15 protein-coding genes and 1 pseudogene are annotated in these 13,651 nt (G+C 55.5%); 13 read left to right on the top strand and 3 right to left on the bottom strand.

Features of this window, described 5'->3' with window-relative positions:
• Positions 1-12: 12 nt before the first annotated feature.
• The 5 genes and pseudogenes from ACB496_RS16715 to ACB496_RS16695 all read left to right on the top strand — a co-directional run.
• Positions 13-591, top strand: a complete 579-nt coding sequence (locus tag ACB496_RS16715; protein WP_014884896.1) for a phage baseplate assembly protein V — start codon at positions 13-15, stop codon at positions 589-591.
• Positions 588-947, top strand: a complete 360-nt coding sequence (locus tag ACB496_RS16710) for a GPW/gp25 family protein (protein WP_032642150.1) — start codon at positions 588-590, stop codon at positions 945-947. Before ACB496_RS16715 ends, ACB496_RS16710 begins: the two co-directional genes overlap by 4 nt.
• A complete protein-coding gene (locus tag ACB496_RS16705) occupies positions 934-1,842 on the top strand; it encodes a baseplate assembly protein (protein WP_044704137.1) in 909 nt (302 codons plus the stop codon). The genes ACB496_RS16710 and ACB496_RS16705 overlap by 14 nt, the downstream gene beginning before the upstream one ends.
• Positions 1,835-2,440 carry a phage tail protein I gene (locus ACB496_RS16700; protein ID WP_371973095.1) on the top strand — a complete coding sequence of 202 codons (606 nt, stop codon included), beginning with the start codon at positions 1,835-1,837 and terminating at the stop codon, positions 2,438-2,440. The genes ACB496_RS16705 and ACB496_RS16700 overlap by 8 nt, the downstream gene beginning before the upstream one ends.
• Positions 2,437-3,544 (top strand): annotated as a pseudogene (locus ACB496_RS16695) (phage tail protein); the annotation flags it as partial. The gene ACB496_RS16700 and the pseudogene ACB496_RS16695, both read left to right, overlap by 4 nt.
• 533 nt (positions 3,545-4,077) lie before the next feature.
• Here the strand turns inward: ACB496_RS16695 and ACB496_RS16690 are convergent.
• From ACB496_RS16690 to ACB496_RS16680, 3 genes are all read right to left on the bottom strand, one after another.
• Positions 4,078-4,551, bottom strand: a complete 474-nt coding sequence (locus tag ACB496_RS16690) for a tail fiber assembly protein (protein ID WP_371973094.1) — start codon at positions 4,549-4,551, stop codon at positions 4,078-4,080.
• A gap of 94 nt (positions 4,552-4,645) precedes the next feature.
• Positions 4,646-4,966: a hypothetical protein gene (locus ACB496_RS16685; RefSeq protein WP_332971922.1), complete on the bottom strand. Its 321-nt coding sequence runs from the start codon at positions 4,964-4,966 to the stop codon at positions 4,646-4,648.
• 376 nt (positions 4,967-5,342) lie between these two features.
• Entirely contained in the window at positions 5,343-5,624 is a 282-nt protein-coding gene (locus tag ACB496_RS16680; protein ID WP_161670345.1) for a hypothetical protein, read from the bottom strand.
• Positions 5,625-5,802: 178 nt separating this feature from the next.
• Here ACB496_RS16680 and ACB496_RS16675 point away from each other — a divergent pair, with 178 nt between their 5' ends.
• The 8 genes from ACB496_RS16675 to ACB496_RS16640 all read left to right on the top strand — a co-directional run bounded on the left by ACB496_RS16675 (position 5,803) and on the right by ACB496_RS16640 (position 13,647).
• The gene (locus ACB496_RS16675) at positions 5,803-6,360 is read left to right on the top strand and encodes a recombinase family protein (protein ID WP_319858557.1); all 558 of its coding nucleotides are present in this window, start codon (positions 5,803-5,805) and stop codon (positions 6,358-6,360) included.
• An 80-nt stretch (positions 6,361-6,440) separates the two neighbouring features.
• The gene (locus tag ACB496_RS16670) at positions 6,441-7,613 is read left to right on the top strand and encodes a phage tail sheath protein (protein WP_007848866.1); all 1,173 of its coding nucleotides are present in this window, start codon (positions 6,441-6,443) and stop codon (positions 7,611-7,613) included.
• 9 nt (positions 7,614-7,622) lie between these two features.
• Positions 7,623-8,138, top strand: a complete 516-nt coding sequence (locus ACB496_RS16665) for a phage major tail tube protein (protein ID WP_007848874.1) — start codon at positions 7,623-7,625, stop codon at positions 8,136-8,138.
• A gap of 54 nt (positions 8,139-8,192) precedes the next feature.
• On the top strand, positions 8,193-8,495 hold the full coding sequence (locus ACB496_RS16660; RefSeq protein ID WP_014884889.1) for a phage tail assembly protein: 303 nt from the start codon (positions 8,193-8,195) through the stop codon (positions 8,493-8,495).
• Between the two features lie 14 nt (positions 8,496-8,509).
• Positions 8,510-8,629, top strand: coding sequence for a GpE family phage tail protein (locus ACB496_RS16655; RefSeq protein WP_007848878.1), 120 nt, complete (start codon positions 8,510-8,512; stop codon positions 8,627-8,629).
• Positions 8,622-12,065, top strand: coding sequence for a phage tail tape measure protein (locus tag ACB496_RS16650; RefSeq protein WP_371973093.1), 3,444 nt, complete (start codon positions 8,622-8,624; stop codon positions 12,063-12,065). The genes ACB496_RS16655 and ACB496_RS16650 overlap by 8 nt, the downstream gene beginning before the upstream one ends.
• Entirely contained in the window at positions 12,065-12,550 is a 486-nt protein-coding gene (locus ACB496_RS16645; RefSeq protein ID WP_224085129.1) for a phage tail protein, read from the top strand. Before ACB496_RS16650 ends, ACB496_RS16645 begins: the two co-directional genes overlap by 1 nt.
• The gene (locus ACB496_RS16640) at positions 12,547-13,647 is read left to right on the top strand and encodes a phage late control D family protein (protein WP_032665801.1); all 1,101 of its coding nucleotides are present in this window, start codon (positions 12,547-12,549) and stop codon (positions 13,645-13,647) included. Before ACB496_RS16645 ends, ACB496_RS16640 begins: the two co-directional genes overlap by 4 nt.
• The last annotated feature ends 4 nt before the right edge of the window (positions 13,648-13,651 follow it).

Genomic DNA, 13,651 nt, shown 5'->3' with positions numbered 1-13,651 from the left:
CAACCTTTCGTTATGAACGCACAACTAACCGAAATCATGCGCCTTATCACCAACCTGATCCGCACCGGCACCGTAACCGAAGTGGACCGGGAAAACTGGCTGTGCCGGGTGAAAGTGGGCGAGCTTGAAACCAACTGGATTAACTGGCTGACACTTCGCGCAGGCGGTGCCCGTACATGGTGGTGCCCGTCGCCGGATGAGCAGGTGGTGGTGCTGAGTATGGGCGGCAATCTGGAAACCGCTTTTGCCTTACCTGCGATCTATTCCAACCAGTTCGCGCCGCCGTCGGACTCTGTGGACGGCTGCGTAACGGAATACCCGGACGGTGGCTGGTTTGAATATGAACCCGCGACCGGCCGCTGGCATGTGCGGGGTATCAAATCCATGGTGATCGAGGCTGCAGATAACATAACCCTGAAAACGGGGGAATTTGTGGTGGAAGCAAGCAACACGCGCATAAACAGCGAGGTGGTGATCAATGGTGGCGTCACCCAGGGCGGCGGCGCCATGAGTTCTAACGGGATCGTAGTCGATAAACACGGTCATACCGGCGTTAAGTCCGGCGGCGATACATCAGGAGGCCCGGTATGACGCTGTATATCGGAATGAGTCAGGGCAACGGCAAGACCATTACCGACACGGACCACCTGCGCCAGTCGGTCCGGGATATTCTGCTGACCCCGCAGGGGAGCCGCATTGCCCGCCGGGAATACGGCTCGCTTCTGTCTGAACTGATAGACCAGCCGCAGAACCCGGCGCTGCGCCTGCAGGTAATGTCTGCCGTCTATGTGGCTCTGAGTCGCTGGGAGCCGCGGCTTACCCTGGATTCCATCACCATAAACAGCAGTTTTGATGGTTCGATGGTGGTTGAGCTTACCGGGCAGCGTGATAACGGCGCGCCGGTTTCACTTTCGGTATCAACAGGAGCAGACAATGGCAGTCATTGACCTTTCCCAGCTGCCCGCCCCGCAGATAGTGGATGTGCCGGATTTTGAAATGCTGTTAAACGAACGGAAAGCCGCGTTTATGGCCCTTTATCCGGCAGACGAGCAGGACGCGGTAAGGCGCACGCTTGAGCTGGAGTCTGAACCCGTGACCAAGCTCCTGCAGGAAAATGCGTATCGTGAAATCCTCCTGCGCCAGCGCATTAACGAGGCGGCGCAGGCGGTCATGGTGGCTTATGCAATTGGCGGCGATCTCGATCAGATGGCGGCCAACTACAACGTGAAGCGGCTGACGGTTACACCTGCGGATAACGACGCGGTGCCGCCGGTCGCAGCGGTAATGGAAAGTGATGAGGCGCTGCGCCTGCGTGTTCCTGCTGCATTTGAGGGGCTGTCCGTGGCGGGGCCGACGGCGGCCTATGAGTTTCACGCTAAAAGCGCTGACGGGCGAGTGGCTGACGCCAGCGCAACCAGCCCGGCACCGGCGGAGGTGGTGCTTACCGTGCTGAGCCGTGAGGGCGACGGAACGGCAGCGGCGGATCTGCTGGCAGTGGTTGAACAGGCGCTTAACAGTGAGAACGTGCGGCCGGTTGCTGACCGTCTGACGGTGCGCAGCGCTGAAATCATTCCGTACAGCGTGGATGCGACGATCTTTCTTTACCCGGGGCCAGAAGCTGAGCCGGTGATGGAGGCGGCAAAAGCCAGCCTGCAGAAATATATCGCCAGCCAGACGAGGCTGGGGCGTGATATTCGCCGCAGTGCTATTTATGCCGCGCTGCATGTTGAGGGTGTGCAGCGTGTTGAACTGGCCTCGCCGCTCGCTGATGTGGTGCTGGATAAGACACAAGCCGCTTCATGTACTGAATGGAGCGTAACCAACGGGGGAACGGATGAATAGCCTGCTTCCTCCTGGTTCATCGCCGCTTGAGCGCCGCCTGGCTCAGACCTGCAGCGGAATTTCCGATCTGCAGGTGCCTCTGCGGGATTTATGGAACCCGGCAACATGCCCGGTCAAGTTTCTGCCGTATCTGGCGTGGGCCTTTTCGGTTGATCGCTGGGACGAAGGATGGGCGGAGAGCGTGAAGCGCCGTGTGGTGCAGGATGCGTTCTATATCCATCAGCACAAGGGCACAACCAGCGCGGTGCGGCGTGTGGTGGAGCCGTTCGGCTTTCTGATCCGCATCATTGAATGGTGGCAGACCGGCGAGGCGCCGGGCACGTTTCGCCTGGATATTGGGGTGCAGGACCAGGGCATAACAGAGGAAACCTATCTGGAGCTGGAGCGCCTGATTGGTGACGCCAAACCCTGCAGTCGGCATCTGATCGGCATGTCCATAAATCTGCAGACGAGCGGGCCATATTTTGTGGGAGCTGCCACTTACACCGGCGAAGAAATCGCGATTTACCCGTATATCAACGAAACCATCATTTCCGGTGGCACTGCTTACGAGGGCGGCGCCGTCCATGTTATCGACACAATGAGAGTGAACCCATGAGCGCAAAATTTTATACCCTGCTGACGGATATTGGCGCGGCGAAACTGGCAAGCGCTGCCGCGCTCGGTGTGCCGCTGAAAATTACCCAGATGGCGGTGGGGGATGGCGGCGGCGTGCTTCCAACTCCCAGCGCACAACAGACGAAGCTGGTTTCCGAAAAGCGGCGCGCTGACCTGAACATGCTTTACATCGATCCGCAGAACAGTAGCCAGATTATTGCTGAGCAGGTGATTCCTGAAACGGAGGGCGGTTGGTGGATTCGTGAGGTTGGGCTGTTTGATGAAACGGGCGCGCTGATCGCCGTGGGGAACTGCCCGGAGAGCTATAAGCCGCAGCTGGCAGAGGGAAGCGGCCGCACGCAGACAGTGCGCATGGTACTGATTACCAGCAGCACCGATAACATTACGCTGAAAATTGATCCGTCCGTAGTGCTGGCTACCCGAAAATATGTGGATGACAAGGTGCTGGAACTGAAGGTGTATGTAGATGAGCTGATGGCGGCGCATCTTGCTGCAGCTGATCCGCATACACAGTATGCGCCAAAAGCCAGCCCGACATTTACCGGCACCCCAAAAGCCCCGACTGCAGCTGCTGGTAACAATACCACTCAGCTTGCCACAACTGCGTTTGTGCAGGCGGCTCTGATCGCCCTGGTAAATGGTGCCCCGGCTACGCTGGACACGCTGAAAGAAATTGCTGCGGCTATCAACAACGATCCTAATTTCAGCACCACCATTACTAACGCGCTTGCGCTCAAAGCCCCACTGGCAAGCCCGGCCCTGACCGGAACACCGACGGCGCCCACGGCTGCGCAGACTGTCAACAATACGCAAATTGCCACTACTGCTTTCGTAAAATCAGCTCTGGCTGCGCTTGTTGGCTCATCACCTGCGGCGCTTGATACCCTGAACGAGCTGGCGGCGGCGTTAGGAAACGATCCTAACTTTGCAACCACCATGACAAATGCACTGGCAGGCAAGCAGCCGCTGGATAGCACGCTGACAACTTTGTCTGGAAAGACAGCGGATGGGATTATCGAATACCTTCGTTTGGGGGAAGCGGCAAAAAGAGGGGTTGGTGCTTCGCGGGCAAATTCCAGATATGCGCTGCAAATGCAGGGGGTGCCAATTCCTATGCGAAGTTCTAATGGCATTCAAACCGGCTATATATTCCAGCTCAAATGTTTTCGTGATTTTTACCGGAGGCATTAACTGTGCCGATGCTGGTGCAGTGGGGGCGATTTTTCAACCAGGAGTAATGCCGGAACACGGTTTACAGTAAACGTTCGTTTTTTTAAATTGGGCGAAATTCCCATTAATCGGCGGCATTATTAATGGTGCAGTGGGGACGATTTCCCGTATAAGGTGATATTTTTCCCGTGCCTCCTGGGCCTGCTTCGGCGTATATTCAAGCGCAGGCGTGAGGGCATCCGATTATGATTATGTGCCAATTTATAGAACGTTAAGGCAAACTGTTTCAATCGGCTACCCAACGAAATCGGGTGTTCACGCTCAGTTCTTCCTTGACGATACTCTGCCTCGGTAATTCCCGTATGTTTACGTGGTTTGCAATAGGGTTTTAATTTAATCCTGTATCACACCCGACTGTATAAAAATAAAGCCCTTACGGGCTTTATTTCACTCAGGCCAATTTTTTACTACGTAACCGTTGTTTACTGCCTCAATGAGAATCCATTGAGGTATCGCAGGCAACGCTATGTCAGGCCATCCCTCACTCTCAGGCCAAACTTTAAACTTTTGCCTTACATCCAAAAGTTCCGCTTGCTGCTCAGAGGTTAATAAAACATTGTTGATAGTGTAATCAGAAACAAGCATTCGATTCCCACTGACGATGAATTCATCGCGCAAAGCACGGGCGCGTGCCTGGATTTGTTCCGGAGTTTCTTCCACAATGGGAATGTCAATCCAGATCGGAAAACCATCAGATCCAATGCCACGCAATTTCCCTTCAGGTGGCGTCGCGGAAAATTGGCTAAAAACACTATCCTCCACTTCGATTAAATCATTAGGAAGACTACCTGCATTTACATAAGACTCCTTTAAAGCTACGGGGTAAAAAGCATTATTTGCAGGGCTAAACCAATAGTTCATAACGCACTCCTTAGTTTGCTTTCAGATCGTAAGTGCGGTTTCGTAAAATAATTATCTAGCTACTTTGTGTGAGTAATAACACAATACTTTGAGGTCAGTAGCCGACAGCGAACCAGTAAACGCTACGCTCAAAAGGTTGCTGGACGCCGTTCACTGTTCTGGCGCACAAGGCAAACGCACTGGTTTTATCCCTGATAAATCCATTAGTCATAGTTACCATGCTCACATCAGCGGAATCAGTTGTGTGGGCCATAGCGACCAGGCATAAACCACCTACGGGAAATGCGATTGGGAATTTAAAAAAATAATTACTCGCACCGGTTAAAAGCCCCCACTGCAACAGCATTTTTTTGCCTCCAGAAACGGGAATATATAGCCAGCCATTAGCACCGATCTGTGCAGTGGCCGCCTCCATTTTTGCCGCTTCTCCCAAACGAACGTTTAAAACCGATGGCTGTAAACCGTGTTCCGTACATTACTCCTTTGATGTTTTAATTACCGATTTGCGGGAATTTGACACCACCGATGATTTTGTACGTCGGTGCTTCTGGCACAGTTGGGTCTACCCATATGGCCGCGATATAAATCAGTAACACATTTGAGGGAAACGCTATCGGGTAAAAAACCTCAGGCGTTCCTGCAGGGTCCGTGCTATAAACATCAAATGATTAACCCCTGGACAATATCGCATAGGAATTTGAACCCCCTGCAAAATTTGCAGCAAAAAGCCCCATATCCGGTATCTGCTTGCAGCACCAACCCCCCTTTTTGCCGCTTCCCCCAAACGAACGTTATTTACCGATGGCTATAATCATAGTCCCGTACTTTCCTGCCTTTGATGTTTTAATTTTTGCGAGCGTTCGATCACCACCGATGATTTTGTACGTCGGTGCTTCTGTCTGCGTTGGGTCTACCCATATGGCGGATATAGCCAGTAACGAATAAGGGAATGCTATCGGATAAACCGCAGGCGTTCCCTCTACGTCCGTGCTGTAAACATCAACCGAAAACACCTGGACAATATGGCCGCTAGGTAATTTGAACCATCGCAGATCAGATGTGAATGCAGTCATATCCGGTATCTGATTTGCACCGGTTCCAACAGCCCTTTTCGCCGCTTCCCCCAAACGAAGGTTTTTTATCCACCACGGTCATGATTGTCCGTGTTGGCCATTCTCTGCAGTACAGTCAGAAATGACCATGCTCAATAAAATGGTGGCATCATTCACCACTTTTTATGGGCGAAAAATCATGCAAATCGGTTACGTGAGGGTGTCAACAAATGACCAAAACACAGCTTTACAACGAAATGCGCTTGAGTGCGCAGGATGTGAGCTGATATTTGAGGACAAAATGAGTGGAAAAACCTCAGATCGGCCAGGGCTAAAAAAGGTCCTGCGCACACTCTCAGAAGGTGACACGCTGGTAGTCTGGAAGCTAGACAGATTAGGCAGGAGCATGCGACATCTTGTTACGCTAATCGAAGACCTGCGCGGGAGAGGGGTAAATTTCCGCAGCCTGACCGATAGCATTGACACATCAACTCCTATGGGGCGTTTCTTTTTCCATGTTATGGGAGCCCTTGCTGAAATGGAACGTGAGCTAATCGTTGAGCGCACCCGAGCCGGATTAGCAGCGGCCAGGCAACAAGGGCGTATCGGCGGCAGGCGACCAAAACTCACAGCGGAACAATGGGCGCAGGCGGGGAGACTGCTGGAAGCAGGAGAGTCGCGGCAACGTGTCGCATTAATTTTTGATGTGGGTATGTCTACACTCTACCGGAAATTCCCTGCGGCATTGTATGGATAACAGGACAATGCAGCGAAGCTGTCTACAAAGTTGATTCACTTCACCATAGGGCGAAACCTAAACACCGGAGGGTTCGCCGTATGGCTCAGGATTATCACCACGGTGTGCGTGTCGTTGAGGTCAACGATGGCACCCGCCCTATTTCAACAGTAAGCACGGCAATTGTCGGTATGGTCTGTACCGGCGATGATGCAGATGCGTCCGTGTTCCCCCTCAATAAACCGGTCCTGCTTACCGACGTGCTGACCGCCAGCGGTAAAGCAGGCGAGTCCGGCACGCTGGCCCGCTCGCTGGATGCAATTGCCGACCAGGCTAAACCCGTGACCGTCGTTGTGCGCGTTGCACAGGGTGAAACCGAAGCGGAAACAACCTCCAACATTATCGGCGGCGTGACAGCCGACGGTAAAAAAACGGGGATGAAAGCGCTGTTATCTGCGCAGTCCCAGCTCGGCGTTAAGCCGCGCATTCTTGGCGTGCCGGGGCACGACACACAGGCAGTTGCCACTGAGCTGCTGAGCGTGGCGCAGAGTCTGCGCGGGTTCGCCTATCTGTCAGCCTACGGCTGCAAAACGGTAGAGGAGGCCATTGCCTACCGCGCTAATTTCAGCCAGCGCGAGGGGATGCTGATCTGGCCTGATTTCATCAGTTTTGACACCGTGCTGAATGCTGACGCAACGGCTTATGCCTCAGCCCGTGCGCTTGGCCTGCGTGCCAAAATTGACGAACAGACCGGCTGGCACAAATCCCTGTCCAACGTGGGCGTGAATGGCGTCACCGGCATTTCTGCTGATGTGTTCTGGGATTTGCAGGACCCGGCAACCGATGCGGGGCTGCTGAACCAGAACGATGTCACCACGCTGATCCGCAAAGACGGTTTCCGCTTCTGGGGCTCCCGCTGCCTCAGTGACGATCCTCTGTTTGCCTTTGAAAACTACACCCGCACCGCGCAGGTACTGGCTGACACCATCGCCGAAGCGCACATGTGGGCGGTGGATGGTGTGCTTAACCCGTCACTGGCCCGCGACATTATCGAAGGTATTCGCGCCAAATTGCGCAACCTGAAAACGCAGGGCTACATCATCGGCGCCGACTGCTGGCTGGATGAGTCCGTAAACGATAAAGATTCCCTGAAAGCCGGGAAGCTCACTATCGATTACGACTATACGCCGGTACCACCTCTGGAAAACCTGATGCTGCGCCAGCGCATCACCGATCAGTATCTGCTGGATTTCTCCAGCCAGGTCAGCGCGTAAGGGGACAATATGGCTTTACCACGCAAGTTAAAACACCTGAACCTGTTTAACGACGGGAATAACTATCAGGGGATCGTTGAGTCCCTGACCCTGCCTAAATTCGGCCGCAAGTTTGAAAAGTATCGCGGCGGCGGTATGCCCGGTTCGGCTGATGTTGATCTGGGGCTGGATGATGGGGCGCTGGACACGGAATTTTCAATCGGTGGTACCGAACTGCTGTTATTCAAGCAGATGGGTAAAGCCACCGTTGACGGCATCCAGCTGCGTTTCACCGGCTCCATTCAGCGTGATGATACCGGCGAAGTGCAGGCCGTTGAGCTGGTTGTGCGTGGGCGACATAAAGAAGTCGATTCCGGCGAATGGAAAACCGGCGAGAGCAACACCACAAAAGTCAGCAGCACCAACAGCTACGCGAAGCTGACCATTAACGGCGAGGTGCTCTATGAGGTTGATGTGATCAACATGATTGAAATCGTTGATGGCGTGGACCTGATGGAAGAACACCGCAACGCCCTGGGCCTCTGATCTACTTTAAAGGCGCGGGCAGCCGCGCCAGTACCTTATTAACAGGAAATGACAATGAGCGAACAACAGACTGAAAAAACCGTACAGCTGGACACCCCAATCAAACGCGGTAAAACCGAAATTGCCGAAATTGTGCTGCGCAAGCCGCAGTCCGGCGCGCTGCGTGGCACCCGTCTGCAGGCGATCATGGATATGGACGTCGGCGCGATGATGACGATTATTCCCCGCATCTCCACGCCCGCGCTGACCGCTCAGGAAATGGCTGAAATGGACCCAGCCGATCTCACCGCGCTGTCGGTTGAGGTGGTCACTTTTTTGTTGAAGAAATCGGTGCTTGCCGGTTTGCCGACAGCCTGACGGTAGAAGACCTGGTGGCTGATATCGCCACCATTTTTCACTGGCCGCCGTCCGTCACTGACGTTATGCCGCTGACCGAAGTGCTGGAGTGGCGGCATAAAGCGATTCAGAGAAGCGGGGCCAGCGATGAGTGACACTAACCTGCGTTTGCAGGTAATTCTAAATGCGGTTGATAAGCTCACCCGCCCATTCCGATCAGCGCAGGCCAGCTCCAAAGAACTGGCTACCGCCATTCAGCAAAGCCGCGCAAGATTAAAAGAACTGGACGCCCAGGCGGGCCGTATTGACGGTTTCCGCAAGGCAAGCGCGCAGCTGGCCGTCACCGGCAACAGTCTTAAAGCCGCACGCGAAGAAGCGGCGAAGCTTGCCACGCAGTTCTCGGCAACTAACCGCCCGACGGCGGCGCAGGCTCGTCTGCTTGAGCAGGCAAAAAACCGCGTTAACGAGCTGCAAAGCAAATACAACGGCCTGCGTCAGTCTGTGCAGCGTCAGCGTCTTGCGCTCAATGAGGCCGGGCTGGACACCAAAAAGCTGAGCAGTGCGCAGCGGGAGCTGCGGCAGAATGCCGACGAAACCCGGCAGGCGCTGGACCGACAGCAGAAATCCCTTAAACGCCTGGGCGAGCAGCAGGCCCGTATGGACGCCGTCCGCGATCAGTATTCGCGGCGCCTTGAGGTGCGGGATCGTATTGCGGGCGCCGGAGCAACGACTACTGCCGCCGGGCTGGCGATGGGCGCGCCGGTGATGGCTGCCGTTAAAAGCTATGCCAGCATGGAAGATGCGATGAAAGGCGTGGCAAAGCAGGTTAACGGGCTGCGGGACGACAACGGCAACCGCACAAAACAGTTTTATGACATGCAGGATGCCATCAAGGCCGCCAGTGAACAGCTGCCGATGGAGAATGGCGCCATCGACTATGCCGCGCTGGTTGAAGGTGGCGCCCGCATGGGCGTGACAAACCAGAACGATTCTTACGAAGAACAGAAGCGTGACCTGCTGGCCTTTGCATCAACTGCTGCAAAGGCCGCAACGGCATTCGAGCTGCCCGCTGATGAGCTGGCGGAGGGGCTGGGGAAAATCGCGCAGCTCTATAAAGTGCCGACCCGCAATATTGAACAGCTTGGCGATGCCCTGAACTACCTGGACGATAACGCCATGTCTAAGGGCGGCGATATCATCAATGTGCTGCAGCGCATGGGCGGCGTGGCTGACCGGCTTGATTTCCGCAAGGCGGCCGCGCTGGGTTCCACCTTCCTGTCTCTGGGCGCCGCGCCTGAAATTGCCGCCAGCGCATCAAATGCGATGGTGCGCGAACTGTCGATTGCAACCATGCAGAGCAAGCGGTTCATGGAAGGTATGGATCTGCTGAAACTCAATCCAGAAGAGATTGAAAAGCAGATGACAAAGGACGCAATGGGGACCATTCAGCGTGTGCTGGAGAAGGTCAACAAACTGCCGCAGGACAAGCGCCTGTCCGCCATGACGATGATATTTGGCAAGGAGTTTGGCGACGATGCGGCGAAGCTGGCAAACAACCTGCCGGAGCTGCAGCGACAGCTGAAACTTACTTCAGGCACTGAGGCTAACGGCTCCATGCAGAAAGAATCCGATATCAATAAGGATTCACTTTCCGCGCAGTGGTTGCTTGTTAAAACGGGCGCGCAGAACGCTTTCAGTAGCCTGGGTGAAACCCTGCGCCAGCCGCTGATGGATATCATGGGGTACGTCAAAAGCGTTACCGGGGCACTGCGTCGATGGGTTGAGGCTAACCCGCAGCTGGCGGGCACGCTGATGAAAGTGGCGGCTGCCACTGCTGCGATCACCGTTGTACTCGGCACACTGGCGGTGGCCGTGGCTGCCGTGCTGGGGCCACTGGCGGTGATCCGTTTGGGCCTGTCCGTGCTGGGTGTAAAAACACTCCCCTCCGTGATGTCCGCAGTGACCCGCACCGGCGGTGCGCTGTCCTGGCTGGCAAATGCGCCGCTTTCCCTGTTGCGCCGTGGCATGGCGGCATCCGGTAGCAGCACCGGATTGCTGACTACTCCCCTTAACTCCCTGCGACGTTCTGCCGGGCTGGCTGGCAATGCGCTGAAAGCGCTGGCCGGTGCACCGCTTGCTGTCCTTCGCGGCGGAATGTCTGGTATTCGCAACATTATCGGCATGGTAATGAATCCGCTGGCCGCGTTGCGCGGGGGGTTATCCGCAGCGGGTGGCGTGCTGCGTTTTCTGGCGTCCGGCCCGCTGGCCCTCCTTCGCGTTGCGCTGTACGGGATTTCTGGATTGCTGGGCGCCCTGCTTAGTCCAATAGGGCTCGTTGTGGCGGCGCTGGCTGGCGTGGCGCTGGTTGTCTGGAAATACTGGCAGCCGATAAGCGCATTTTTAGGCGGAGTGGTTGAAGGATTCCAAGCTGCAGCTGCGCCTGTCAGTGCGGCGTTTGAGCCACTGCAGCCTGTTTTCCAGTGGATAGGTGACAAGGTCCAGGCATTGTGGGGCTGGTTTACTGATCTGCTGACGCCGGTTAAATCCACCTCTGCAGAGCTGCAAAGCGCGGCGTCGATGGGGCGGCAGTTTGGGGAGGCGCTGGCGGCAGGGCTGAACATGGTCATGCACCCGCTGGATTCGCTTAAATCGGGCGTGTCCTGGCTGCTTGAAAAACTTGGCATTGTCAGCAAGGAAGCGGCCAAAGCGAAGCTTCCTGAGCAGGTCACGCGGCAGCAACCAGCCACGGTAAACACAGACGGTAAAGTGGTGCTGCCGCCTGGCGGATTCCCGCCGATGGGTTTTGCTGGCATGTACGACAGCGGCGGTACCATTCCGCGCGGCCAGTTCGGCATCGTGGGTGAGAATGGCCCAGAGATCGTAAACGGGCCCGCCAATGTCACCGGCAGGAAACGGACTGCTGATCTGGCGAGGGTGGCGGCAACGCTCAATCCTTCCCGGACGGAACCGGCCAGCGCTAAACAATATCCTGAACGCGCGATAGTTCTGCCGCCTGATAGTGTGAACGGTCCGGCAAATCTTCCGGTAATCAATCGTACTACTGAGCTGGTGAAACTGGCGGCAACGGTAAGCCCGGTTCGTGATGTAACAGCCAGCCCGGAGCAACGGCCTGAAAGCAGGTTGATGCTGCCGCCTGAGATTGTTAACGCCCCGGTAAATCGTCCTGGTCGGGATCGTGCTGCGGAGCTGGCTGATATCGCTGCGGCTGTCATGCCAGCACCGGCCATTACGGAAATCACGGATAACAGGGCTGACCCGATGGCTATGCGCCAGAAGGTGTTCGCTTCCGTGGTCGCTGGCGTAATGGGCCTGGCGGCTGCCCCGGCAGAAGCCGCGCCAATTCATCCGTACAGTGTACCTGTCAGGACGCAACCGGCGCCGTCGGCGAAGGCAGAAAGACCGCCGCAGGTCATTAAGTACGAGATAAGCGCGCCAATTCATATTGTCGCCCAGCCAGGGCAAAGCGCGCAGGATATCGCCCGAGAGGTGGCCCGGCAGCTTGATGAGCGAGAGCGCAGGGCCAGGGCAAAAACACGCAGTAATTTCAGTGATCGAGGGGGTTACGAATAATGATGATGGTGCTGGGGTTGTACGTATTCATGCTGCGAACCGTACCCTATCAGGAGCTGCAGTATCAGCGCAGCTGGCGGCACGCAGCTAACAGCCGGGTAAACCGGCGCCCGACAACGCAGTTTCTTGGGCCGGATAACGATTCGCTTACGCTGTCCGGCGTCCTGCTGCCGGAGATTACCGGCGGCAGGTTGTCTTTGCTGGCGCTGGAGCAGATGGCGGAGCTGGGGAAAGCCTGGCCCTTGATTGAGGGGAGCGGGACGATTTACGGCATGTTTGTGATCGAGAGTCTGAGCCAGACAAAAACAGAATTTTTTGAGAGCGGTATGCCCCGGCGCATCGAATTTTCGCTGAGCCTGAAACGGGTGGATGAATCGCTGTCTGATATGTTTGGCAGCCTCAGCGATCAGCTCAGTAATTTGCAGGACTCCGCCACCTCTGCGATAGGCAATATGAAAAATACGGTTGGGGGGTTACTGCTGTGAATTTCAGCTCTGATCTCCTGAACCTGAACAGCAAAACCCCCGGTTTCAGCATCACCATTGAAGGTAAAGATGTGACTACCGTGCTGGATGCGCGCCTGATGAGTCTGACGCTGACGGATAACCGGGGCTTTGAAGCGGACCAGCTTGATCTGGAACTGGACGACTCGGACGGGCAAATCGTTCTACCGCGTCGGGGGGCCATTATTCAGTTTGCGCTGGGGTGGAAAGGTCAGCCGCTTTTTCCGAAAGGGGGGTTTACTGTCGATGAGATTGAGCACAGCGGCGCGCCTGACCGTCTCACAATCCGCGCGCGTAGTGCAGATTTCCGTGAAACCCTGAATACGCGGCGTGAAAAGTCCTGGCACCAGACAACGGTGGGCGATGTTGTGAAGGAAATCGCGGGCAGGCATAAATTAAAGATGGCGCTGGGAAAGGACCTGATGGACAAGCCTGTGGAACATCTTGACCAGACCAACGAGAGCGATGCGAGTTTCCTGATGAAGCTGGCGCGACAGTATGGGGCGATAGCCTCAGTTAAGGACGGAAATTTGTTGTTTATCCGCCAGGGGCAGGGCAGAACGGCAAGCGGTAAGCCGCTGCCGGTTATCACCATCACCCGCCAGGCTGGTGACGGTCATCGTTTTACCCTAGCCGATCGCGATGCCTATACGGGGGTAATTGCCAGCTGGCTCCATACCCGTGAGCCAAAGAAAAAAGAGACAGCAAAGGTTAAGCGCCGTCGAAAGAAAACCACCGCGGCAAAGGAGCCGGAAGCAAAACAGGGAGATTACTTGGTTGGGACGGATGAAAACGTGCTGGTACTCAACAGAACTTATGCAAACCGCAGCAATGCAGAGCGAGCGGCAAAGATGCAGTGGGAGCGCCTGCAGCGCGGGGTAGCAACATTCTCCCTGCAGCTCGCAGAGGGAAGGGCTGATCTGTATACCGAAATGCCGGTGAAGGTGAGCGGCTTTAAACAGCCCATTGATGATGCCGAATGGACCATTACCACCCTGACGCATAGTGTCAGTGCAGATAATGGTTTCACTACGACTCTGGAGCTTGAAGTTAAGATTGATGATCTTGAAATGGAGTAGCGGG

This window comes from Lelliottia nimipressuralis, from assembly GCF_041464075.1.
Lineage (GTDB): Bacteria > Pseudomonadota > Gammaproteobacteria > Enterobacterales > Enterobacteriaceae > Enterobacter > Enterobacter nimipressuralis.
Note: the sequence above shows the minus strand (reverse complement) of the source record. Positions and strands in the feature narration are given on the sequence as shown.

Bases quoted from the DNA above. Each gene is read 5' to 3' on its own strand.
- ACB496_RS16715 (WP_014884896.1), top strand. From the start codon at position 13: ATGAACGCACAACTAACCGAAATCATGCGCCTTATCACCAACCTGATC.
- ACB496_RS16710 (WP_032642150.1), top strand. From the start codon at position 588: ATGACGCTGTATATCGGAATGAGTCAGGGCAACGGCAAGACCATTACC.
- ACB496_RS16705 (WP_044704137.1), top strand. From the start codon at position 934: ATGGCAGTCATTGACCTTTCCCAGCTGCCCGCCCCGCAGATAGTGGAT.
- ACB496_RS16700 (WP_371973095.1), top strand. From the start codon at position 1,835: ATGAATAGCCTGCTTCCTCCTGGTTCATCGCCGCTTGAGCGCCGCCTG.
- ACB496_RS16690 (WP_371973094.1), bottom strand. From the start codon at position 4,551: ATGAACTATTGGTTTAGCCCTGCAAATAATGCTTTTTACCCCGTAGCT.
- ACB496_RS16685 (WP_332971922.1), bottom strand. From the start codon at position 4,966: ATGGAGGCGGCCACTGCACAGATCGGTGCTAATGGCTGGCTATATATT.
- ACB496_RS16680 (WP_161670345.1), bottom strand. From the start codon at position 5,624: ATGACTGCATTCACATCTGATCTGCGATGGTTCAAATTACCTAGCGGC.
- ACB496_RS16675 (WP_319858557.1), top strand. From the start codon at position 5,803: ATGCAAATCGGTTACGTGAGGGTGTCAACAAATGACCAAAACACAGCT.
- ACB496_RS16670 (WP_007848866.1), top strand. From the start codon at position 6,441: ATGGCTCAGGATTATCACCACGGTGTGCGTGTCGTTGAGGTCAACGAT.
- ACB496_RS16665 (WP_007848874.1), top strand. From the start codon at position 7,623: ATGGCTTTACCACGCAAGTTAAAACACCTGAACCTGTTTAACGACGGG.
- ACB496_RS16660 (WP_014884889.1), top strand. From the start codon at position 8,193: ATGAGCGAACAACAGACTGAAAAAACCGTACAGCTGGACACCCCAATC.
- ACB496_RS16650 (WP_371973093.1), top strand. From the start codon at position 8,622: ATGAGTGACACTAACCTGCGTTTGCAGGTAATTCTAAATGCGGTTGAT.
- ACB496_RS16645 (WP_224085129.1), top strand. From the start codon at position 12,065: ATGATGATGGTGCTGGGGTTGTACGTATTCATGCTGCGAACCGTACCC.